This is a genomic window from Rhizobium sp. NZLR1b (genome assembly GCF_019685155.1).
Classification (GTDB): Bacteria; Pseudomonadota; Alphaproteobacteria; order Rhizobiales; family Rhizobiaceae; genus Rhizobium.
In genome coordinates this window covers 1-20,961 of record NZ_JABDWC010000005.1, presented here as the reverse complement: position 1 = coordinate 20,961, position 20,961 = coordinate 1, and the positions used below count along the sequence as shown (strand labels likewise).

General features: G+C 61.6%; 21 protein-coding genes, 1 tRNA gene and 2 pseudogenes. 14 read left to right on the top strand and 10 right to left on the bottom strand.

What is annotated here, in order from left to right:
* Window positions 1-51: 51 nt before the first annotated feature.
* Window positions 52-270, bottom strand: a pseudogene (locus HJB84_RS08820) (PIN domain-containing protein); the annotation flags it as partial.
* 66 nt (window positions 271-336) lie between these two features.
* Window positions 337-1,437, bottom strand: a complete 1,101-nt coding sequence (locus HJB84_RS08815; protein WP_221115735.1) for a branched-chain amino acid aminotransferase — start codon at window positions 1,435-1,437, stop codon at window positions 337-339.
* Between the two features lie 312 nt (window positions 1,438-1,749).
* Here HJB84_RS08815 and HJB84_RS08810 point away from each other — a divergent pair, with 312 nt between their 5' ends.
* Complete coding sequence (locus tag HJB84_RS08810) at window positions 1,750-2,970, top strand: PLP-dependent aminotransferase family protein (RefSeq protein ID WP_221115734.1); 1,221 nt, start codon at window positions 1,750-1,752, stop codon at window positions 2,968-2,970.
* 293 nt (window positions 2,971-3,263) lie between these two features.
* Here the strand turns inward: HJB84_RS08810 and HJB84_RS08805 are convergent, their stop codons facing one another.
* Window positions 3,264-4,322, bottom strand: coding sequence for an aldo/keto reductase (locus HJB84_RS08805; protein WP_207581032.1), 1,059 nt, complete (start codon window positions 4,320-4,322; stop codon window positions 3,264-3,266).
* Between the two features lie 144 nt (window positions 4,323-4,466).
* Here HJB84_RS08805 and HJB84_RS08800 point away from each other — a divergent pair.
* From HJB84_RS08800 to HJB84_RS08770, 7 genes and pseudogenes are all read left to right on the top strand, one after another.
* Window positions 4,467-4,985: pseudogene (locus HJB84_RS08800) on the top strand (TOBE domain-containing protein); the annotation flags it as partial.
* Window positions 4,986-5,546: 561 nt separating this feature from the next.
* Window positions 5,547-6,656: an endonuclease/exonuclease/phosphatase family protein gene (locus HJB84_RS08795; protein WP_207581031.1), complete on the top strand. Its 1,110-nt coding sequence runs from the start codon at window positions 5,547-5,549 to the stop codon at window positions 6,654-6,656.
* An 8-nt stretch (window positions 6,657-6,664) separates the two neighbouring features.
* Window positions 6,665-7,435, top strand: a complete 771-nt coding sequence (locus HJB84_RS08790) for an NUDIX hydrolase (protein WP_207581030.1) — start codon at window positions 6,665-6,667, stop codon at window positions 7,433-7,435.
* A 234-nt stretch (window positions 7,436-7,669) separates the two neighbouring features.
* Complete coding sequence (locus HJB84_RS08785) at window positions 7,670-8,581, top strand: PhzF family phenazine biosynthesis protein (RefSeq protein WP_221115733.1); 912 nt, start codon at window positions 7,670-7,672, stop codon at window positions 8,579-8,581.
* Window positions 8,582-8,802: 221 nt separating this feature from the next.
* A tRNA-Lys gene (locus tag HJB84_RS08780) sits at window positions 8,803-8,878 on the top strand.
* 154 nt (window positions 8,879-9,032) lie between these two features.
* Window positions 9,033-9,329, top strand: coding sequence for a hypothetical protein (locus tag HJB84_RS08775; RefSeq protein ID WP_207581028.1), 297 nt, complete (start codon window positions 9,033-9,035; stop codon window positions 9,327-9,329).
* Between the two features lie 60 nt (window positions 9,330-9,389).
* Window positions 9,390-9,692, top strand: a complete 303-nt coding sequence (locus tag HJB84_RS08770; RefSeq protein ID WP_207581027.1) for a hypothetical protein — start codon at window positions 9,390-9,392, stop codon at window positions 9,690-9,692.
* Between the two features lie 252 nt (window positions 9,693-9,944).
* Here the strand turns inward: HJB84_RS08770 and HJB84_RS08765 are convergent, their stop codons facing one another.
* Complete coding sequence (locus HJB84_RS08765; RefSeq protein WP_207581026.1) at window positions 9,945-10,256, bottom strand: hypothetical protein; 312 nt, start codon at window positions 10,254-10,256, stop codon at window positions 9,945-9,947.
* Window positions 10,257-10,570: 314 nt separating this feature from the next.
* Between HJB84_RS08765 and HJB84_RS08760 the strand changes: the two genes are divergently transcribed.
* Together HJB84_RS08760 and chrA are read left to right on the top strand one after the other, a co-directional pair.
* Complete coding sequence (locus tag HJB84_RS08760; RefSeq protein WP_221115732.1) at window positions 10,571-11,386, top strand: sulfurtransferase/chromate resistance protein; 816 nt, start codon at window positions 10,571-10,573, stop codon at window positions 11,384-11,386.
* Window position 11,387: 1 nt separating this feature from the next.
* Window positions 11,388-12,809 (top strand): chromate efflux transporter, encoded by a 1,422-nt coding sequence (chrA, locus tag HJB84_RS08755; protein WP_207581024.1) that lies wholly within the window; start codon window positions 11,388-11,390, stop codon window positions 12,807-12,809.
* Window positions 12,810-12,900: 91 nt separating this feature from the next.
* Here chrA and HJB84_RS08750 read toward each other — a convergent pair whose 3' ends face one another.
* Window positions 12,901-14,232, bottom strand: coding sequence for a hemolysin family protein (locus tag HJB84_RS08750; RefSeq protein ID WP_207581023.1), 1,332 nt, complete (start codon window positions 14,230-14,232; stop codon window positions 12,901-12,903).
* A gap of 183 nt (window positions 14,233-14,415) precedes the next feature.
* Window positions 14,416-14,799 carry a VOC family protein gene (locus tag HJB84_RS08745; RefSeq protein ID WP_207581022.1) on the bottom strand — a complete coding sequence of 128 codons (384 nt, stop codon included), beginning with the start codon at window positions 14,797-14,799 and terminating at the stop codon, window positions 14,416-14,418.
* A gap of 316 nt (window positions 14,800-15,115) precedes the next feature.
* On the opposite strand from HJB84_RS08745, the gene HJB84_RS08740 reads away from it, so the two are divergent.
* Entirely contained in the window at window positions 15,116-15,442 is a 327-nt protein-coding gene (locus HJB84_RS08740) for an RcnB family protein (RefSeq protein ID WP_221115731.1), read from the top strand.
* A gap of 269 nt (window positions 15,443-15,711) precedes the next feature.
* Here HJB84_RS08740 and HJB84_RS08735 read toward each other — a convergent pair whose 3' ends face one another.
* From HJB84_RS08735 to HJB84_RS08725, 3 genes are all read right to left on the bottom strand, one after another.
* The gene (locus tag HJB84_RS08735) at window positions 15,712-15,879 is read right to left on the bottom strand and encodes a hypothetical protein (protein ID WP_207581020.1); all 168 of its coding nucleotides are present in this window, start codon (window positions 15,877-15,879) and stop codon (window positions 15,712-15,714) included.
* Window positions 15,876-17,081, bottom strand: a complete 1,206-nt coding sequence (locus tag HJB84_RS08730) for a GTP-binding protein (RefSeq protein WP_221115730.1) — start codon at window positions 17,079-17,081, stop codon at window positions 15,876-15,878. The genes HJB84_RS08735 and HJB84_RS08730 overlap by 4 nt, the downstream gene beginning before the upstream one ends.
* A gap of 119 nt (window positions 17,082-17,200) precedes the next feature.
* On the bottom strand, window positions 17,201-18,226 hold the full coding sequence (locus HJB84_RS08725) for a zinc ABC transporter substrate-binding protein (protein ID WP_311044138.1): 1,026 nt from the start codon (window positions 18,224-18,226) through the stop codon (window positions 17,201-17,203).
* Between the two features lie 102 nt (window positions 18,227-18,328).
* Between HJB84_RS08725 and znuC the strand changes: the two genes are divergently transcribed.
* From znuC to HJB84_RS08710, 3 genes are read left to right on the top strand one after another with little or no spacing between them, the layout of a single operon-like run.
* Entirely contained in the window at window positions 18,329-19,252 is a 924-nt protein-coding gene (znuC, locus tag HJB84_RS08720; RefSeq protein ID WP_221115729.1) for a zinc ABC transporter ATP-binding protein ZnuC, read from the top strand.
* Window positions 19,245-20,060, top strand: coding sequence for a zinc ABC transporter permease subunit ZnuB (gene znuB / locus HJB84_RS08715; RefSeq protein ID WP_207581017.1), 816 nt, complete (start codon window positions 19,245-19,247; stop codon window positions 20,058-20,060). The genes znuC and znuB overlap by 8 nt, the downstream gene beginning before the upstream one ends.
* Window positions 20,057-20,455, top strand: a complete 399-nt coding sequence (locus HJB84_RS08710; RefSeq protein ID WP_207581016.1) for a Fur family transcriptional regulator — start codon at window positions 20,057-20,059, stop codon at window positions 20,453-20,455. The genes znuB and HJB84_RS08710 overlap by 4 nt, the downstream gene beginning before the upstream one ends.
* A gap of 267 nt (window positions 20,456-20,722) precedes the next feature.
* Here HJB84_RS08710 and HJB84_RS08705 read toward each other — a convergent pair.
* A partial coding sequence (locus HJB84_RS08705; protein WP_221115728.1) for a hypothetical protein occupies window positions 20,723-20,961 on the bottom strand: 239 nt, incomplete at its 5' end.

The following is a 20,961-nucleotide window of genomic DNA, read 5'->3' as shown; positions in this document are numbered from 1 at the left end:
TTATCATAGAAGCGTTGAGCGCCGCCGTCGAACACTTGGGTCACATCAAGGTCAGTCTTTTTTATCGATGGAGACGACCCGCTCGAAATCCTTGAAATGGACGTCGCAGGTCAGAATATCTGCATCATGGTGCTCGGCCGTCGCGTAAATGATCGCATCAGCGGTGGCAAGTTTGAGGGCTGCCGATATCTCCGCGGCACGGTGGGCAAGCGTCGTGTCGAGGGGCACCACCATGCATCTCGCGGTATAGGCGATGAAGCTGTCGATGGCGGGCGACGGACAGCGGCGCCTACCCTGTCGGTGTTGACGCCGCCGTTCGCGTGGAACGTCCGAAGTTCAGGTCGGGATCAAGCGCGTCCAGCCGTGCGCATCGTTCGTTACGCCCTTTTGCAGACTGACGAGTTGTTGGCGCAGTTCGCTGGTCAACTTGCCGGTCTGTCCGTCTCCGACCAGAAACTCGCCGCCGGCATGTCGAACCAGGCCGATGCCCGCCAGGACGGCGGCAGTGCCGCAAGCGAACGCTTCGACGAGCCTGCCACTGGCAGCGTCGTCTTGCCATTCCGCGAACGAGTAGGGGCGCTGCTCGACGCGCAAGCCCTTTTCTTCGGCGAGCACGATCACGGAAGCCCGGGTGATGCCCGGCAGGATCGTGCCGCCAAGGGGCGGGGTCACCACTGATCCATCGTTCATCACGAAGAAGACGTTCATGCCGCCGAGTTCTTCGACCCAGCGATGCTCTGCGGCGTCCAGGAAGACCACCTGATCGCAACCCTTTTTGGTCGCCTCGGCTTGCGCCACGAGGCTGGCTGCGTAGTTTCCGCCGCATTTTGCAGCGCCGGTGCCGCCGGCGGCTGCACGTGTGTATTCGGTCTCGACCCATAGGGAAACCGCCTTTGCGCCGCCCTTGAAGTAGGCGCCGACCGGAGAGGCGATGATGCAGAAGACATATTCCTGAGCCGGACGAACGCCGAGAAACGCCTCGTTGGCGAACATGAAGGGGCGAAGGTACAGGCTGGCGTCGCCGGACGGAATCCAGGCCTTGTCAACGCGGACCAGTTCTTCGACCGCCTTCAGGAAGAGTTCTTCGGGCACAGGAGGCATCGCCATGCGGGTCGCCGACTGCGCGAAGCGGCGTGCGTTCTCTTCAGGCCGAAAGAGCAGAATCCGGCCATCATCCGCCTTGTAGGCTTTCATGCCCTCGAAGATTTCCTGAGCATAGTGCAGCACGGCGCTCGCAGGATCGAGCTCCAGGGGCCGCCTCGGCGTAACCTTTGCATCGTGCCAGCCATCTTCGGCAGTCCATCGTGCCAGGACCATATGATCCGTGAAGAGCTTGCCGAAACCGGGAGTCTCGAGTGCCTGGATGCGATCGGCGTCCGAGACGGGAGACTTGTGGAGTTCGATTTTGATTTCAGGGGAGGCTGACGTCACGGTCATTTCTGGCACCTTGATAGTAAATTGAATAGTGGCGACACTACCGCCGCCGAGTAGGTCTTGAAAGGGTCTGAATCAGCCGGTTTCGACTTTGATCAGAGGAATAACCGTTTGATGTGGCTGACGTCGAGCAGCAAATTCGCAACCGATGCCTTCGACATCGGATGGCGGCTACATCAAGTGAATTCCCGAACATCAAAGGCTTTTGAATATAAGATTCCAACATGTCACCATGACAAGAAAATAGGTCAGCATTATTGACATAAATTCCCCGGCATGGTCTGCTGCAGGGAATAGAAAATACGAGGAAACCCCATGCTGAACTGGGACACCATGTTTGCGTCGCGCTCGTCGCGCATGCGCGCATCCGAGATCCGCGAGCTTTTGAAGCTTCTCGACCGACCTGACATCATTTCCTTTGCTGGCGGCATTCCGGATCCGGCGTTGTTTCCCGATCAGGAGTTCAAGCAGGCCTATGCCGATATTTTCGCTGGCGCTGCCGTCAATTCGGCGCTGCAATATTCGGTCAGCGAAGGCTACAAGCCGCTGCGCGAATGGCTGGTCCGGCAGATGGCCGATCTCGGCATTCCCTGCGAACTCGACAATGTCTTCATCGTCTCCGGCTCGCAGCAGGGCCTCGATTATCTCGGCAAGTTGTTCCTGTCGCCGAACGATACCGCGCTGGTGACATGGCCGACCTATCTTGGCGCGCTGCAGGCCTTCAACGCCTATGAGCCGGCCTACGACCAGCTAACGCCGAACGGCAACCGAACGCCGGACTCCTACCGCGCGGCCGCAGCGGCAGCCGGCGGGAAGGTGAAGTTCGCCTATCTCTCCGCCGACTTCTCCAACCCGACCGGCGAAACGGTCGATCTCGATGGCCGCCGGAAGGTTTTGGCGCTGGCCGAAGAACTTGAGATCGCCGTCATCGAAGACGCCGCCTATCAGTCGTTGCGTTACGACGGCGACCCGATCCCGCCGATCCTGGCGCTGGAGATCGCCGAGAAGGGGCATATCAACGATACGCGCACGATCTATTGCGGCAGCTTCTCGAAGACGCTGGCGCCCGGCCTTCGCGTCGGCTTCGTCGTCGCAAATGCCCCCGTCATCCGCAAGCTGGTGCTGATGAAGCAGGCGGCCGACCTGCATTCTTCGACGATCAACCAGATGGCAATTGCCGATGTCGCCGAGCGCGGCTTCGATGCCCAGGTCGCTAAGATCAAGGCCACCTACAGCCGTCGCCGCGACTGCATGCTGGCGGCGCTCGAGAAATATATGCCCAAGGGCACCAGCTGGACGAAGCCGGAAGGCGGCATGTTCATCTGGATCACACTGCAGGAAGGCATGGACGGCGCCAAGCTGTTGGCGAAATCGCTCGAAACCGCCAAGGTCGCCTTCGTGCCCGGCAAGGCCTTCTTCGCCGATGGTTCGGGCGCCAACACCTTCCGCGTCAGCTTCTCGTGCGCCAACGAGCAGATGATCGAGGACGGCATCGGTCGCCTGGGCGCGCTGATTGCGGCCGAGATCGGCGGCTGATCGCTGCAGGTTGCGGCGAGGGTGGGCGTGGCGTGCGCGCGAGCTGGGGAGAAGATGCCGGCAGGCAGATGAGGGGGTGAGCGGCGAACGCCGCGAATGCGCCGAGCGCAAGCGAAGGCAAGCAAAGGCCCGCCGTGTGGCCCCCTCATCCGACCCTTCGGGCCCCCTTCTCCCCGGTGGGGAGAAGGGGGAGCAGCCAGCCAGCGCCAATCAGAAGATCGTCGTCCAGCCTTCGTTCGCCGTTTCGCTCTTGCCGTAGCCGACGCGGTCTACTACGGCGCCGTCATGATCGCCTATCGCTGAAGATGCGGGCCGAAAAGCTCGAGATCGGCTTCACCGAGCCTGTCGCTGACCGTGTTCAGCTGATGCCAATAGGGATAGATCACCGGCGGCAGGCTGACGGCGTCGAGGCGCTTGCGCTCCTCGCCCGTGAGCGTCAGTTCGGCGGCGGCGATGTTGTCGCGGAACTGGGCGTCGGTGCGGCCGCCGATGATGACCGAGGTCACTGCCTTGCGGCCGATCAGCCATGCGAGCGCCACCTGGGCGGCTGAGACGCCACGTTCCTCGCCGATCGCGACCAGCGTCTCGACGATATTCCAGAGGCGGTTTTCGTCGCGGATCGGCGGTTCGGTCCAGCCGGCGAACTGGCGCGTGCCTTCGGGAGCAGCCTGGTTGCGGCGATGCTTGCCGGAAAGCAGGCCGCCGGCAAGCGGGCTCCAGACCAGCACGCCGAGGCCCTGGTCGATTGCGATCGGCAGCAACTCGTATTCGGCGTCGCGGGCTTCCAGCGTATAATGGATCTGCTGGCTGACGAAGCGCTGGTAGCGGTGCTCGTTGGCAATGCCAAGCGCCTTCATGATGTGCCAGCCGGAATAGTTCGAGCAGCCGACGTAACGCACCTTGCCCTGCTTGATCAGGGTGTCGAGGGCTTCCATCGTCTCTTCGAGCGGCGTCTGGCCGTCCCATTCATGCACCTGGTAGAGGTCGATGACATCGGTCTTCAGGCGTTTGAGGCTCGCTTCGCATTCCCGAATCAGGTGGTAGCGCGACAGGCCCTGATCGTTCGGGCCGTCACCCATGCCGAAACGGGCCTTGGTGGCCAGCAGCACGCCTTGCGGCCGTTTGCCGGAGAGCACATCGCCGATGATGTTTTCGCATTCACCATTGGAATAAGCATTGGCGGTGTCGATCAGGTTGATGCCGGCATCGATGCACATATCGATCATCTTGCGCGCCTCCGAGACGCCGAGGTCACCGACGGTCTTCGCCCATCCGACGCCGCCGAAGGTCATTGTGCCCATGGTCAATGTGGAGATCTTCAGGCCGGAACGGCCGAGCGAACGATATTCCATTGAAACTCCTCCTTCATCGAAAAATGATTGACGTACCGCAAAGCGGCTCGATGGCAATGGCCGGGCGTTCACGCCTGCGTGAAGCGCTCGCGTTAGCTTACGCTTTCAATTAATTCCAAGCGAGGATCATCAAACGGTCTCTTCGCCAATCTCGACCAGCATCTGAAACACGAGATGGAGGAGACTTTTCGCGAGTTTCACCAGCGCTCCGGCGCGACAATGATCTACGTCACCCACGACCAGAGCGAGGCGATGGCGCTGGCAACCGACGTCGCCGTGATGTCCGAAGGCCGCCTGCTGCAGGTGGCGCCGCCGGCCGAGATCTACGCACGGCCGGAGGGGCATGTTGTCGGAGGGCTGATCGGGCGAGGGGCCGTCCTTACGCTGCCGGTCATGGGAAGCGAACGCCATCTGGAGTGGGACGAGCTGCAGGATGCACTGCAGGCGGCCAATGCCGATGGCGCCGATATCCTGGTGCGGCCGGAGGATGTGATCATCGGCGGCGAGGGGGCTCCGGCAGTTGTCGAAACCGTGCTGTTCGAAGGCGAGCGCTATGCCGTCAAACTCACGCTCGGCAACGGCCAGACGCTGCGCGCTTTCAGCCGCGTGGCTGTCTTGCCCGGTGAAGCGGTGCGCGTCGTCATCCGCGCCGGGTGGCGGCTTGATGGAGGAAGTCTCGACTTTTACGGTGAGCCAGTTGAAGATCGGCAATATAAGATTGAAAATCGCGGTTATCTTCTTACGAATCGCCAAAAAATTGAATATCTCTTCCGAATTCGATCTAGCCATCCATGATGTAAAGCAAACGGCTAAGTTATTACGAACGCAATGGACTAAGCAAAACCCCCGCGATAATCAGTTTATTGAGGGACCATACTCGCATTCCAGTTCAAGTAAGGCGTATTCGATCCGTTTTCGTGCTTTCGGCGGTTCTTTTGAGTGCCGCGAGCGTGCTTCAGGGATGCCCATCTTTACAGCCGCAGAAACGGGATGGCGAATGGAAAACCCGAACATTTAAGCCAAGTGAATTACATGGCAGTTCGAGCAACGGGAGCTCATCGAGCAGTTCCAATAGCGCGCCGAGCCAACCTCACGACTCCGCCACCTCAAGCCCGCCCAGCCATATCTAGGCGCAGAGGGCATTTGTCCGCAACTTTCTTGGCCGCGCCACCTTTTCCTGCGGCGATTGCCGGTTAAGGTACTGCTCGCAACCGGACTCCTGCCATGTCGCTTCGCCTCGCCACCTTCAATGTCGAAAATCTCCTGACCCGTTTCGATTTCACCGGCTTTCGCAACCAGCTACGCCAGGACCGCGTCATCAAGCTTTTCGAGGTGTCGAGCGAGGGTGTCTATCAGCAGCTTGAGCAGGCGCGGGTGATCGCCGCCACCGACGACACCAGGCAGATGACGGCGCTGGCGATCGCCGATGCGGATGCCGATATCCTCTGCCTGCAGGAAATCGATAATATGGCCGCCCTTCAAGCCTTCGAATATGGTTATCTCTTCCGCATGGTCGGAAACGGCTACCGGCAGAAATATCTGGTGGAGGGTAATGACAGCCGCGGCATCGATGTCGCCGTGCTGATGCGCGAGGAAACGCGCGACGGCCAGAAGATCGAGCTCAGGGGTATAAGAAGCCATGCGATGACGACCTATCGCGATCTCGATCTCTTCGACGAGGAGCTGGCGCTTACCAACCGCGTCGACGACAAGATCTTCAAACGCGACTGCCTGGAACTCGATCTTCTGATCGGTGGTCGGCCGTTCTCGCTCTATGTCGTGCATTTCAAGTCGATGGGCAATCCGCGCGACGGGCTGGACGGGCGGCAATCGACGATGCCGATCCGCCGCGCCGAGGCGCGCGCTGTGCGGCGCATCATCGAGGATCGCTTCGGTGCGGATCAAGCCGGCGCGAGGAGCTTCGCCATCTGCGGCGACATGAACGATTATCAGGAGCGCGTCGATGTCATCGGCCGCCGCGGGGCCGGCTATCGTTTCGAGCACCACGATGAGGCCGAGAGCGCACTCGACGTTTTCAGCCATGACGGCTTTGCCGAAAACGTCGTGCGCCGCCGCGAGCCCCTCGACCGTTGGACGCTCTATCACGCGCGCGGGCCGCAGGAGCAGTGGCTCTGCCAGCTCGATTATCTCTGGCTTTCACCTGATCTCGCCGCCCACAATGCCGGCCGCCTGCCGGAAATTGTCCGCAGCGGCCAACCCTACCGCACCATCTTCCCGCCGGGGCAGGAGGTGGAACGTTACCCGCGCACCGGCTGGGACAGGCCGAAAGCGTCCGATCATTGCCCCGTTGTCATGACACTGGATCTCCCCTGAAAGCGAACATGAAAACGAATTTGAACATGAAATTTCCGACGAGCGACCTTTCCGATGATTTCGCCGGCTGGCCGCCGGAGGCGACGGTTTTCCCGATCGCCGGCGTTAATCTGCGCGTCCTGCCCGGCAGCCATCCCTTCGTCCTCGCCGAGGAGGCAGCGATCCGCGAAAACTGGGCCAAGGAAACGGCCGCCAACCCGGCGCTGTTCGATGGGCGCTTGGTGTTCCAGCAGCGGCTGTCGTTCAGTGAAGACGGGATTGCGGGCGAGGGCTACGTTACTCCCTTTTCCGCTTTCATGTGGTGGCGCCGGCAGCCGCAGCGTCAGGGCGGCCTGCATATCTTTGCCTATCCGGTGCTCGAAAGCGCCGACGGCGCGCTGGTGGCGATCCGCATGGGCGCCCACACCGCCAATCCCGGCCAGGTCTATTTCGCCGCCGGCTCGCTGGAACAGGAGGACATCGTCGACGGGCGTTGCGACATCGAGGCCAATATGCGCCGCGAAGTCCACGAAGAGACAGGCCTGGACCTCGCCGACGCGGCGGCCGGGCCGGGGCTCTACGCCAGCTATTCCAGACGCACGGTAACGCTCATGCGGCTCTTCCGCTTCGACATGACGGCGGACGAGATGGTGAAGCGGATCGAAGCCCACATGCTGGTCGCCGAGGACAAGGAGATCGCCGGTGCGGTGGCCATCCGCTCGGCGGACCCCTCGGCGCATCCTTATAACATCTCGATGCTACCGGTGATTAGCTGGTATTTCGGCAAGGCGGGCGCATAAGAGGCGGGAGGCCGAACTCGTCCTTCGAGGCCACTGCGGGGCACCTCAGATGAGGTCGGAGACAGGTCGCGGCATCCTCCAACGCCCCGCATCCTGAGGCACCCGGCCAAAGACCGGAGCCTCGAAGGACAGGCCGCGGCTTTTGCTCCTTGCACCCATGCGGACTTAGCGCCTTGCACTCGGCCGTTTGGTCGGGCAGGTTGGCGGCGCGATGACCGATTCAAGGAGGCCGATGTGGCGCGCAGCTACAGCGTCTATGACGTGTTCACCGATCGAAAGCTTGCGGGCAACCCGCTGGCGGTGATCTTCGACGGCGACGATCTCAGCGACGAGGCGATGCAGGCGATCACCCGGGAGATCAATCTCTCCGAAACGGTGTTCGTGCAGCCTTCGAGCAATCCCGCCTATGCGGCGAAGCTCAGGATATTCACGCCCGGGCGCGAACTGCCGTTTGCGGGCCATCCGACGGTCGGTACGGCGGTGGCGCTGGCCGAGCGGGCGCATGGCGCTGCGATGCTCGATCTCGTTACGGTGCTTGAGGAAAATGTCGGGCCGGTGCGCTGCGCCGTGCGGCTTAGGGAGGGCGAGGCGAGTTTTGCGGAATTCGACCTGCCGCGTAAATCGCAGCCGGCCATCATGCCGCTCGACAAACTCGGCATGGCCGATGCGCTGTCGCTGAAGGTGACCGAGATCGGCTTCGAAAATCACGTGCCCTCGGTCTGGAGCGCCGGCGTTCCCTTCCTGCTCATCCCGGTGCACGATGTCGGAGCCGCGCAGCGGGTGGAATTCGATCCGCAGCTCTGGGAAAAGATCGTGCCCTTCGTCGACGGTGCGCTTGCCTCGGCCTATGTGTATTGCCGCGGCGGCGTCAACCACGTAGCGAAGTTCCATGCGCGCATGTTCGCAAGCGGCATGGGGATCGTCGAAGACCCGGCCACCGGCTCGGCGGCGGCAGCACTCTCCGGTGCCATCCACCATTTCGACCGGCTGACGGACGGGCATCACCCGATCATGATCGAGCAGGGCGTCGAGATGGGTCGGCCATCCTTCATCCACCTGCATATCGATGTCGACGGCGGGGCGATTTCCAATGCGCGGATCGGCGGCCAGGCGGTGCGACTGGCCAGCGGCACGCTCGACCTTTGATTTCACCAGAGCGCCGCGCGTCCGATAGCTAAGAACGCCTTATCGCTTTGAATCTGCGCATAATCCTTGCCGAAAATCGGTTCCGATGGTCGGGGTTGCGCGCTGCATTGCAGCCATGCCGAAAAATCTTCGCGATTAACCAAAGAAAATTCGCCGATGTGCTGGACAAGCCTGCCGATCCTGTTTATACGCCCCGTCACACCGCGCAACCAAGCGCGAACGGGTGATTAGCTCAGTTGGTAGAGCAGCTGACTCTTAATCAGCGGGTCGTAGGTTCGAGCCCTACATCACCCACCAAAATCTCTTGATAATATTGAATTATTTGAATTCAGGCCGGGTTTTCCGGCCTGCCGGAGACTGTTCCGGACTGGGCGGCATGGTCGGGCTGTCCGCAGGTCTGGCAGCGTCGATCCCAGCGCCCTATTTGCTCTCTCATAAGTGGGAGGGGTTCATGAGAAGCGTCATTCTAGCCATTGCGTTGTTGCTGCCGTTGCCGGCCTTTGCCGCTGGGGCGAAGGAGGTCAAGGCAAGCGAGCATAGCTGCAGCGAGCTTGCGCAGATTATCCGTCAGAATAAAAAGGTCTTTGTCCGCGTCGGCTTCGGTGGCCGCAGCTTCCGCTATCCGCCAGCGCAATGCAGCATGGGCGACAAGCGCGCGACGACGAGTTTTCGCGATGCGGGTGGGAAGCAGTGCATTCTCGACTATGTCTGTGTCTTCGATCCCGCGTCGCCCTATAACTTCCCTTAGCTTTTGAGGCATGAATCGGTGCGATGCCTCAACTTCATATCTGCATATTCAGGAGTTTTCATGAAAAGCGTTGTGCTGGCCGTTGCGCTGTTGTTTCCGTCCGCAGCCCTCGCCGTCGAGGCGGTGGAAGTCAATGCCAAGGATCATAGTTGCGATGAGCTTTCCCAGATCATCCGCAAAGACAAAGCCGTTTTCGTGCGCATGGGCTTGGGTGGCCGCAGCTTTCGTTATCCACCGGCCAGGTGCAATCTGGGCGACAAGTACGAAACGGCGAGGTTAAGGGATGGCAACGGCAAAATTTGCCTTCTCGACTACCAGTGCGTGTACGATCCCCAGTCCTTCTATAACAGAATCCCGAAATAATTTCCGATTTCAATCGCTGATTTCAGCGTCATCACCGGCATGCATTCTTCGGTAACCCGCTCAAGAAAAAAGGCCGGGCGAAACTCGCACCGACCCTTCCTCGATCTGTCTCGATAACGGCTGCCAGTACATCCGTGGTCAGCCGTCAGAGACAAATTTATTATCCCTCAAATAGGGTTTGTTTCACAATGTTCAAGAGCCCACGGCAGAAAGAAGCCGGCGCTTTGCCGACTTCTTTCGAGTGAGCAACTGTTACTGCTGGGCAGGCGCCGCCGGCGTGGCCGGTGCCGGTGCTGGTGCCGGTGCAGGCGTTGCAGGGTTGTCAGTCGGAGCGATCGGCTTGGCCGGCGCCGGCTCGGATTGCGTCGTGGAGGCTGTTGTATCAGGGGATGTGCCGGGGGTGCTCCACTGCGAATAGGCGAATGCAGCGACAGCGATAACGGCCAATGCAGCGACCCAGACAACCCACGTATTATTGGTGCGCGGGCTAGGCGTGGTGCGCAGATCCAGATTTGGGTTCAGCGGGCGGTTCGGGTCGTTGGCATTATTGGGGTCGTACGTCATGGTACTTTCTCCTCTTTCGGTGAAAGAAGAATGCCGAAGTGGGCATTTTGTTCCGTGCAGGTGCCGGGAACCGGTTGCTATCAGGGGTTTCCGCGCCGCAGCCCGCCAGAATCGGCAGCCAGGGCCGTCTGCTTGTGGGCTTGCTTGCCCACAGCCGCTCCGACGTGAACGTTGCGCGTCTCTGTTCTATGCAAGCGTCCGCTTGACACGACGGGGTCTGTTGCCCATGGTTTTGCCATGGGGTCGCGATCACCCCACGAGGCGTCATGCTGAAGAATCGCGTCCAATAGTACCGATCAACGGAGGGACGCGTCATGCCGTCATTTCTCGAAATTTGCGCCGAAAAACTCAGCCGCCTCATCGGAACCCCCGGGGCGCCTTGCATTATCGATGTTCGCACCGAGGCGGACTTCGCACTCGATCCGCGCCTGGTTCCGGGCTCGATCCGGCGCGACCATGCCGAGGTCGCGTCCTGGGCGGGCAGCATCGATGCCGATGCCGTCGTTGTGGTCTGTCAAAAGGGCAGCAAGCTCAGCCATGGTGTGGCCGCCTATCTGCGCCATAGCGGGATCGACGCCGAAAGCCTCGAAGGCGGCTTCGAAGCCTGGATCGCTGGCGGAGCGGCGGTGCCTGATGAAAAGCTGCCGCCCCGCGACGCTGAAGGACGCACCGTCTGGGTGACGCGCGCGCGGCCGAAAATCGACCGCATTGCCTGTCCCTGGCTGATCCGGCGCTTCGTTGATCCGGACGCCGTCTTCCTGTTCGTCCCGGCGCCCGAAGTGTGTGCCGTCGGCGAGCGCTTCGGCGCCGTACCCTTCGATATCGAAGGTGTGTTCTGGAGCCATCGCGGCGAGCTCTGCACCTTCGACGTGATGGTCGAGGAATTCGGCCTGGCGTCCGAGCCGCTTCTGCGCCTGGCGCAGATCGTCAGGGCGGCGGATACCGCAAAGTTCGATCTTGCGCCCGAGGCGTCTGGCCTGCTTGCCGCTTCGCTCGGCCTCTCCAGGATGTATTCCGACGATCTGGAGCAGCTCGAGGCCGGAATGCTTCTCTACGATGCCTTCTTCCGCTGGTGCCGGGACGCGACCGAGGAAACCCACAACTGGCCCGCGCCGAAGAAGAGGGCATGAGATGGCCGAGATGACAGACAATGGCCCTACGGGCCAAACGGTGGAGAGAAATGCGGGAGAAGGGCATCACCACGGCGTCTCGTTCGGCGAAGCCTTCAAGGTGTGGCTGCGCGTCGCCGCCTTGAGCTTCGGTGGCCCGGCCGGCCAGATCGCCGTCATGCACCGGATCATTGTCGACGAGAAGCGATGGATCGGCGAGCATCGTTTTCTGCATGCGCTGAATTATTGCATGCTGCTTCCCGGCCCCGAGGCGCAGCAACTCGCCGTCTATATCGGCTGGCTGATGCACCGCACGCTGGGCGGTCTCGTCGCCGGCCTGCTGTTCGTGCTGCCGGGATTCCTGTCGATCCTCTGCCTCAGCTATATTTACGCGGCTTATGGCAGCGTCGGCATCGTCGCCGGTGTGTTTTTCGGGCTGAAGGCAGCGGTGCTTGCCGTCGTCGTGCAGGCCGTCATCCGCATCGGCGGCCGCGCCCTCAGAAACAACGTCATGCTCCTGATTGCGGCCGTGGCCTTCGTCGCTATCTTCTTCTTGCACGTGCCGTTCCCGCTGATCGTGCTTGCCGCCGGCATGAGCGGCTTCATCGGCGGCAGGTTCGGGCTTGCCGCCTTCAGGCCGGGTGGCGGCCACAAGGCTGGGAGCGGTTCGATGCTTTCGGATGCCGAGTCTGCGCTCGGGGACGGCATACCTGATCATGCGCGTCCCAATCTCGCCTGGTCGCTGCGTATGTCGGCAGCTCTGCTTGCTCTCTGGCTTTTACCCATCGCCGCCCTCTATGCAGCGTTCGGGGCACACGACGTCTTCACCGAGATCGGTCTGTTCTTCAGCAAGATGGCGGTCGTCACCTTCGGCGGCGCCTATGCCGCGCTCGCCTATGTCGCGCAGGAAGCCGTGCAGCGTTTCGGCTGGCTGAAACCCGGCGAGATGCTGGATGGCCTGGGGATGGCCGAGACGACGCCGGGGCCGCTGATCATGGTGCTTCAGTTCGTTGGCTTCATGGGCGCCTACCGCAATCCCGGATCGCTCGATCCGATGTTCGCCGCCACGCTTGCGGCAATCTTGACGACCTGGGTCACGTTCGTGCCCTGTTTCCTGTGGATTTTCCTCGGCGCGCCGTTCATCGAAAAACTGCGCGGCAATGTGGCGCTCGCCGGCGCGATGTCGGCGATCACGGCGGCTGTGGTCGGGGTCATTCTCAACCTCGCCATCTGGTTTGGCCTGCACACGCTGTTTGCCGAGGTCGCGACCGTCCGCCTTGGCGGCCTGCGGCTCGATATCCCCGTGCTGCAATCGGCCGTGCCGGCGGCAATGGCGCTGTCGGCCGCCGCCGCCATCGCGATCTTCCGGTTCAAGACATCGGTCATCACGACGTTGCTTGCCTGTGCGATATCGGGAATGCTTTGGACGCTGGCGGTAAGCTAGAGCGCTTTCAAAGGTCCGCAGCGGTAGCGTCCAGAATAGCGCAAAAATCAGTAAACTAAGCATTTCTGAGTGGGAGAAAAACCGAAATTCTTTAGGCTCCCACCCCGTCTGCAGGGATGCGCGTCGCCAGCATCTTGTCGATGCGCATGCCGTCCATGTCGAGCACTTCGAAACGCCAGCTGTCGAACACGAAGGTTTCGCCGGCTTCGGGGATATGCTGGAGCTGGTGCAGCGCGAAGCCCGCAAGCGTATGGAAATCCGCATCCGGGCGATCGCGCAGGCCCAGCCGTTCGAAGGCGTCGAAGGCCGGCATCATTGCATCGATCAACAGCGATCCGTCTTCCCGCACGACGATGTCGGGCTCCTCATTGGATCCCGGCAGATCGCCGGCGATGGCTTCGAGCAGATCTGTCTGGGTGACGATGCCTTCGAGGCTGCCATATTCGTCGATAACGATGGCGAGCCGGACAGGTGAGGCCTTGAAACTGTCGAGCACACGCACGACCGAGGTGCCCTCGTGCAGCACCAGTGGTTGCTTGATCACCGCCATCGGCCGGACCTTGCCGCCGTCGAGAACCTGGTCGAGAAGATCCTTCTTCAACACCATGCCGATCGGTTCGTCGATCGAGCCGCGGGCGACCAGCAATTGTTCGTGGCTGCATTCGCGGATGGTTTTCAGGATCTCCGCCTCGCTGTCATCGGCGTCGAACCATTCGATATCGAGACGCGGGGTCATGATGTCGGAGATCGGCCTGTCGCCGATGTTGAAGACTCGCTCGACAAGCTGCTGCTGCACCTGGTTGAGAAGGCCGGCCTCCTGGCTTTCGGCGACCAGCAGCTTGAGCTCCTGCGGCGAATGGAACGACGATTCCCCGGTTCCGGCACGAAGACCCACACCCCGCAAAACCAGGTTCCCCATGCCGTTCAGAGCAAAGATCGCCGGCTTGAACAGCACCAGGAAAAGCCCGAGCGGACGCACCACGGCAAGCGAAGTGGCTTCGCTGCGCTGAAGCGCCAGGCTTTTCGGTGCAAGCTCGCCGAGCACGATGTGGAGTGCTGTGATGATGACGAAGGCAATGACGATGGCGACGGTATGTGCACCTGTGGTCGCCCATTGTCCGGGCAGCCAGGACAGCAGAGGTTCGACCAGGTGGGCAAGCGCCGGTTCGCCGACCCAGCCCAGCGCCAGCGACGAGATGGTGATGCCGAGCTGGGTGGCTGCGAGGTTGGCGTCGAGATTGTCGACGGCGCGCTGAAGGGCTGAGGCATTCATGCGGCCGGCCGCGGCAAGTTCGGTGACACGACTGCGCCTCACCGAGACCAGCGCGAATTCGGCGGCGACGAAGAAGCCATTGGCTGCGACGAGAAGTAGCACGGCTAGTATCCCGACATAGTCGAAGAGCCCGCCCGCGGATTCGGACATGTTTTCCCTACCTCTGAAATGATGCTAGCCCGAAACTACACGCTCGCACACATGTAGCAAGGCGCAGCCGCCGTTCTTCCAGTGATGATGCCGATGCCGGCCCACCGCGTCAGATGATGTGCGCGGTTGCCCGATGCGGTGCACAAGAGGGCGCAGCCGACCGCATGATCGATGCCGTGGCGTTCATCTCTTCGGCGCCTCGAAGAGTTCGATCGGGTTTCCGGCCGGATCATCGAGCACGATCTGCTTGCCACCCATGCCTTGCACGATCTCGTTGCGAAAACGCGCGCCCGCCTGGCGCAGCGTCGCGACCTCCGCCTCCAGGTCGCCGACCTCGATCTGGATGCGATTCCATCCGCCGGGTTCAGGTTTTCGCCCGTCGGGCATTGGCTGGGAAGCTCCGCCCGGTCCCGTCGTGCCGCTGACGAGCAGACGAAACCCGTCCTTGGTCAGGATGGCGAAGGAGGGCGCGGGGTGAAGCGCAATCGAGAAGCCAAGATGTTTCGTATAGAATTCCAACGCGGCGTCGACGTCGTCGACGATGTAACGCATGCTGATGCCGGGCATAGGTTTCCTCCATTGTTATCGAGCGATCCCGCACGACGGTCCGGCGGCGCAAAGCTCCTGATCGGGTCCGCGGAGAAACGCTCCATGATTTTGAATCTGCGCCCAATCCTTCCGAAAATCGAATCCGATCTTCGGACTCCGCCGATCACGACGTCTCGAATAAAACGGCTGCTCGGCATGGCGTATAAGGCTAATCTAAAATATAAGCGCCGAGCTACAGGCTACAGATTCCGTTACGAAAGTTTAATTTAAATTTCAGTTTCGGTTCATCTTTTCGGGCCTAGTTCTCTCCCGTGCCCAACACGAGGAACCCCACATGAAAAAGATTTTTGCAGCTCTCCTTTCCGCTTCCTTCCTTCTCTCCCCGATGGTTGTCTCCCAAGCCAGCGCCGATGATTATCGCCGTCCGCCTGTCGTCGTGCAGAAGAAGGTGATCGTCGAGAAAACGGTCGTCCGGCCGCACTGGAAGAAGGGGTACCGCGTCAACGCCAGCGAGCGCCGCCGGTTTCACGACGTCAACGACTACCGCCGCTACCGGCTGGCTGCGCCGCCGCGCGGCTATCGCTGGGTCCGGGCCGACAACGACTACCTGCTGATCGGCGTCACCAGCGGTGTGATCTCCAGCATTATTGCTGGTCGCTGATTGGTGGATATGAGGAGGGCGGCTTCGGCCGCCCTTTCAGATTTTGGGAGTAATGTGGAGATCCTGGCTGGAGTGGGTATTTTGTCTCGATAGAGCGCCATCGCTTCCCCCACTGCTCATTCCTGTTCCTGTCACAGGAATCCAGCCACCGCGCGTCCGCGCGGTAAGGACTTGGGCGCTCTGGATCCCTGTAGCGAGCACAGAGATGAGGGTGGGCTGGATCCCTGTGACGAGCACAGGGATGAGGGTGGGGTGAGGTGACGCCTGCGCTAATTCTTCCGGCGCACGGCGGCGATGATGCCAAGCAACCCCTTCGGACTTCCGGCATCGACCTTTACATCCTCATCATGCGCCGACGGATGCAGCCCCTTGATCGGTGGCAACGGATCACACTCCGTGCAGACGCAGCGGTAGGGTTTGATTGCCGTTGCCTTCATGCCGCCTGGCGGTTCCAGCTGGCGAAAGGGTCGGGCAGGTTTCGCCAGCGCTCGGGCGCGAAGACTTCGGTTTCGACGAGACAGGCGTCGAGCTCTCTTCTGATCCAGGTCTCGTCCATGGGGTCGGCGCCGATGAAGACGATCTCCTGGCGACGGTCGCCCCAGACGGGGTCGAGATAGGGGCTGATGGCGCGCAGGAAGCCCGGCTCGTCCGGCCATTGTTCGCGCGGCACCGACGCCCACCACAGACCCATCTTGCCGGTGCGGACGATCGCGCCCGCCTGGCTGATTTCGCCGACGTGATGCGGGCGCGTCGCCAACCAGAAGAAGCCTTTGGCGCGCACCACGCCCGGCCATGTCCTGTCGAGAAGGGCTTGCAATTTTGCCGGATGGAAGGGACGCTTCTCGCGATAGACGAAGGAGCGGATACCGTATTCTTCGGTCTCCGGCACATAGTCGCGGAAACCGTGCAGTTCCTTGTACCAGAGCGGATGGGTCTCCGCCTTTGATATGTCGAAGCGGCCGGTGCCGAGCACCTCCTTGAGCGCCACCTTGCCGAAATCCGCCTCGATCAGCTTCACATCGGGGTTGAGGCCGATGATGATTTTCCGCGCGGCGTCGCGTTCCGTCTCACTTGCCGTGCCGATCTTGTTCAGCACCACGATATCGGCGAATTCGATCTGCTCGACCAGCAGGTCGACGATGGTCCTGTCGTCGCCGTCGCCCGCCGTTTCACCGCGGTCGGCGAGGAAATCGGCCGATGCGTAGTCGGCGAGCAGATTGGCGGCATCGACGACCGTCGCCATCGTATCGAGCCTTGCGACGTCCGAAAGGCTTTGGCCGTTCTCGTCGCGAAATTCGAAGGTGGTGGCGACGGGCAGGGGCTCGGCGACGCCCGTGGATTCGATCAGCAGGTAGTCGAAGCGGCCCTGATCGGCGAGCTGGCGTACCTCCTCCAGCAGGTCGTCGCGCAGCGTGCAGCAAATACAGCCATTGGTCATCTCGACCAGTTGCTCCTCCGTGCGCGAGAGATTGGCGCCGCCATCGCGCACCAGACTAGCGTCGATGTTCACTTCGCCCATGTCGTTGACGATGACGGCGACGCGCAGACCCTCGCGATTGGCGAGCACATGGTTGAGTAGCGTCGTCTTGCCGGCGCCGAGAAAACCTGAAAGCACCGTGACGGGAAGTCTGTTGTTCATGGGACCTCATCAGATTATTATTAATGTTATATCATTACCTATGAATTGCCGAAAAAAAGCGGAACGGGGTTGTCCGCCTCTTTCCGCCTCAGCTCTCTCCGCGCGTCGCCGCATGGTGGTCATGCGTTGGAGAGACAGTCCTTCATGCTGTTGGCGATGCCGCGCATGAGGGTGAAGTAGAGATCAGGACCGGCCTTCAGCGTAGCGGCTTCGGGGTCGAGCACGGCTGACTTGGCGCGTGTGCCCTCGATGACGACATCGACGAGCCGCGGCTCGAACTGCGGCTCGGCAAAGACGCAAGTTGCGCCAAGCTCGCCAACCTTGCTGTGGATTTCCGAGACGCGCTCGGCGCCGGGGATGGTTTCCGGGCTGACGGTGATCGAGCCGGCGACGCGGATGCCGTAGCGGTGCTCGAAATATTGGTAGGCGTCGTGGAAGACGATGAAAGGTTTGTCCTTGACGGGAGCGACGGCGGCGGCGATCTCCTTGTCCAGCGCCGTCAGCCGGTCGTCCAGCGCCTTGGCATTGGCCTGATAGGTCAGCGCATTGGCGGGATCGGCGGCGACCAGCGTCGTGGTGATCATGGTGGCCATCGCCTTGGCGTTCATCGGATCGAGCCAGAGATGTGTGTCGAAGGCGCCGTGGTCGTGATCATGGTCGGCTTCGGCGCCATGTGCGGCTTCGGCCTCGCTATGTTCATCGCCGTCGTCATGCGGCTCGAATGCGCCGCCCTCGCGAAACGGCAGCTTCACGAGGCCGGGCGCGTCGTCGAGTGCTGCGATGCTGGCATCCGAACCCAGAGCCTGCAGCGGTTTTTCGAGGAAGGCCTCGAGGCCGGGGCCAACCCAGAAGATCACCTTGGCTTCCTGCAAGGCCCGCGCGTTCGAGGGCTTCAGATTGTAGGTGTGCGGCGAGGCGGCGCCGTCGACGATCAGTTCCGGCTCGCCCACACCTTGCATGATCGCCGAGACCAGCGAATGGATCGGCTTGATCGAGGTGACGACGACAGGCGCATCCGCCGCACGCATCGTGCCGGCAAAGAACAGAGCGGGGATTACCAAAGCCGGGATTGCCAAAGCCGGGATTGCAAGAACCGGCATTCTGAGGGCCAGCATTTTGAGGGCAGACCCCAAGGCGCGTTTCATTGGCATGCTCCGCTTGAATTCAAATTGTTATGTTATTACATCAATTGCGTTATGCTATAACGTGTGCGATAGCAGGACGCAACAGCACTTTCGGAAAATTTGATGCTCTCTCCCGCAAAGCCCCCCGCTGGTATCAGGGCCGAACCGCTGGTTTCGCTTGAGAATGTCGGCGTCCTTCGCAACGGCCGCTGGCTGGTGCGCGGCGTCGAATTTTCCGTGTCGCGCGGCGAGATCGTCACGCTGATCGGGCCGAACGGCTCCGGCAAGTCGACCAGCGCCAAGGCGGCGATCGGCGTGTTGAAGCCCAATGAGGGCAGGGTGGAGCGCAAGGCCGGCCTCAAAGTGGGCTACGTCCCGCAGAAGCTCTCAATCGACTGGACGCTGCCGCTTTCGGTGCGCCGGTTGATGACGCTGACCGGCCCGCTGCCGGAGCGTGACATGCTTTCGGCGCTCGAATCCGCCGGCGTCGCTCATATGCTTGATGCCGAGGTGCAGCATCTCTCCGGCGGCGAATTCCAGCGGGCGCTGATGGCCCGCGCGATTGCCCGCAAACCCGATCTGCTGGTGCTCGACGAGCCGGTGCAGGGGGTTGATTTCTCAGGCGAGATCGCGCTCTACGACCTTATTAAGTCGATCCGCAATGCGACTGGCTGCGGCATCCTGCTGATCTCGCACGATCTCCACGTCGTCATGGCCGAGACCGATACGGTCATCTGCCTCAACGGCCATGTCTGCTGCCGCGGCACGCCGGAGGCTGTCAGCCGCAGCCCGGAATATGTGCGCCTGTTCGGCAGCCGGGCGGCGCAGACGCTTGCCGTCTACAGCCATCACCACGACCATACGCACCTGCCGGATGGGCGCGTGCAGCATGCCGACGGCACGGTCACCGATCACTGCCACCCCGACGACGGACATCACGCGCATGACCACGATCATGCGCACGACCACGCTCATGATCATGACGATCACCGTGGACATGAGCACTCGCATGCCCATTCTCACAGTGGGGAGGGCCGCCATGCTTGACGATTTCTTCGTGCGCGCCATCCTTGCCGGCGTCGGCCTGGCGCTGACGACGGGGCCGCTCGGCTGCTTCATCATCTGGCGGCGCATGGCCTATTTCGGTGATACGATCGCTCATTCGGCGCTGCTCGGCGTCGCGCTGTCGCTGCTCTTCGAACTCAATCTGACGCTGGCGGTCTTTGCCGTCGCCGCGCTCGTGTCGGTGCTGCTGCTCTTCCTGCAGAAGCGCCAGGCGCTGTCGGCCGATGCGCTGCTCGGCATCCTCTCGCATGCCACACTGGCAATCGGCCTGGTCATGGTCGCCTTCATGAGCTGGGTGCGGATCGATCTCATCGCCTTCCTGTTCGGTGATATTCTCGCCGTTTCCCCGACCGACATCGCGCTGATCTGGGGTGGCGGGCTCTTCGTGCTCGTGGCAATGGCCTGGCTCTGGCGGCCGCTGCTCGCGGCAACCGTCAATGCCGAGCTTGCCGAGGCCGAGGGGCTGAAGCCGGAGCGCGCGCGGCTGTTCTTTATGCTGCTGATGGCCGTCGTCATTGCCATCGCCATGAAGATCGTCGGCATCATGCTCATCACCTCGCTGCTGATCATTCCGGCGGCTGCGGCTCGGCGCTTTTCGGCGACGCCGGAGATCATGGCGGTGCTCTCCTCGCTGATCGGAGCTGTGGCCGTTGTCGGCGGGCTGTTCGGCTCGCTCACCTACGACACGCCGTCGGGCCCCTCGATCGTGGTCGCGGCGCTGATCCTCTTCATGTTCAGCCTGCTTCCCGTCAGGCGGCACCGCGCGGTCATGCAAGGACAAGGCTCATGACGACACCGCAACTCACCAAGAACCAGTCGCTGGTCTTTGATGTGCTCGAAAAGGCCGAAGGGCCGCTCAGCGCCTATACCATCCTTGACAAGCTACGCGACCACGGTTTTCGCGCGCCGCTGCAAGTCTACCGGGCGCTGGAAAAACTGCTCGAATACGGCGTCGTGCACCGGCTCGAAAGCATCAATTCCTTCGTCGCCTGTGCCCATCCCGGCGACGACTGCCACAGCCACGGCATCGTCGCCTTCGCCATCTGCGAAAGCTGCGGCCAGGTGACGGAATTCCACGACCACGAGGTCGACCACCGGCTGATGAGCTGGGTGCGCGGGCAGAAGTTCAAGCCGGAGAAGACGACGATCGAGATCCGCGGATTGTGCGAGACCTGCGCGGCGTGAAGCGAGGGATGCCCGCAAGCCTCAAATGCGCTGAGCGTAGGTGAGGGGGCTACACGGCGCATCCTTCATTACCCTTCGCTTGTGCAGAGTGCATTCGCGGTTTGCCCCCATATATGCAAGGCTGCAGGCTCGCGCTCGCCGAGCGGCGGTAACGATCCGCGCGTTGGTTCCCTCACGGTACTTGCTACCGATCGATATACAAAGCGATGACTCAAAAAGGCGAGGCCGGAGACCGGCCTCACCTTTTTCGTTTCTGCGCGGATAAGCTTAGTCCGGCTTGGATTCAGAGCCGCCCTTGCCGGAGCCGCCGTTGTCGCCCTTGCCGGAGCCGCCATTGTCGCCCTTGCCGGAGCCGTTGCCGGAGCCGCCATTGTCGCTCTTGCCGGAGCCGCCATTGTCGCTCTTGCCGGAGCCGCCATTGTCGCTCTTGCCGGAGCCGCCATTGTCGCTCTTGCCGGAGCCGCCATTGTCGCTCTTGCCGGAGCCGCCATTGTCGCTCTTGCCGG

Coding starts and splice junctions, on each gene's coding strand:
- HJB84_RS08765 (WP_207581026.1), bottom strand. CDS start 10,256: ATGACGTACGACCCCAATAATGCCAACGACCCGAACCGCCCGCTGAAC.
- znuB (WP_207581017.1), top strand. CDS start 19,245: ATGCTTGACGATTTCTTCGTGCGCGCCATCCTTGCCGGCGTCGGCCTG.
- HJB84_RS08805 (WP_207581032.1), bottom strand. CDS start 4,322: ATGGAATATCGTTCGCTCGGCCGTTCCGGCCTGAAGATCTCCACATTG.
- HJB84_RS08725 (WP_311044138.1), bottom strand. CDS start 18,226: ATGAAACGCGCCTTGGGGTCTGCCCTCAAAATGCTGGCCCTCAGAATG.
- HJB84_RS08795 (WP_207581031.1), top strand. CDS start 5,547: ATGTCGCTTCGCCTCGCCACCTTCAATGTCGAAAATCTCCTGACCCGT.
- HJB84_RS08810 (WP_221115734.1), top strand. CDS start 1,750: ATGCTGAACTGGGACACCATGTTTGCGTCGCGCTCGTCGCGCATGCGC.
- HJB84_RS08745 (WP_207581022.1), bottom strand. CDS start 14,799: ATGCCCGGCATCAGCATGCGTTACATCGTCGACGACGTCGACGCCGCG.
- HJB84_RS08735 (WP_207581020.1), bottom strand. CDS start 15,879: ATGAAGGCAACGGCAATCAAACCCTACCGCTGCGTCTGCACGGAGTGT.
- chrA (WP_207581024.1), top strand. CDS start 11,388: ATGGCCGAGATGACAGACAATGGCCCTACGGGCCAAACGGTGGAGAGA.
- HJB84_RS08770 (WP_207581027.1), top strand. CDS start 9,390: ATGAAAAGCGTTGTGCTGGCCGTTGCGCTGTTGTTTCCGTCCGCAGCC.
- HJB84_RS08750 (WP_207581023.1), bottom strand. CDS start 14,232: ATGTCCGAATCCGCGGGCGGGCTCTTCGACTATGTCGGGATACTAGCC.
- HJB84_RS08790 (WP_207581030.1), top strand. CDS start 6,665: ATGAAAACGAATTTGAACATGAAATTTCCGACGAGCGACCTTTCCGAT.
- HJB84_RS08815 (WP_221115735.1), bottom strand. CDS start 1,437: ATGACCGTGACGTCAGCCTCCCCTGAAATCAAAATCGAACTCCACAAG.
- znuC (WP_221115729.1), top strand. CDS start 18,329: ATGCTCTCTCCCGCAAAGCCCCCCGCTGGTATCAGGGCCGAACCGCTG.
- HJB84_RS08740 (WP_221115731.1), top strand. CDS start 15,116: ATGAAAAAGATTTTTGCAGCTCTCCTTTCCGCTTCCTTCCTTCTCTCC.
- HJB84_RS08775 (WP_207581028.1), top strand. CDS start 9,033: ATGAGAAGCGTCATTCTAGCCATTGCGTTGTTGCTGCCGTTGCCGGCC.
- HJB84_RS08760 (WP_221115732.1), top strand. CDS start 10,571: ATGCCGTCATTTCTCGAAATTTGCGCCGAAAAACTCAGCCGCCTCATC.
- HJB84_RS08710 (WP_207581016.1), top strand. CDS start 20,057: ATGACGACACCGCAACTCACCAAGAACCAGTCGCTGGTCTTTGATGTG.
- HJB84_RS08730 (WP_221115730.1), bottom strand. CDS start 17,081: ATGAACAACAGACTTCCCGTCACGGTGCTTTCAGGTTTTCTCGGCGCC.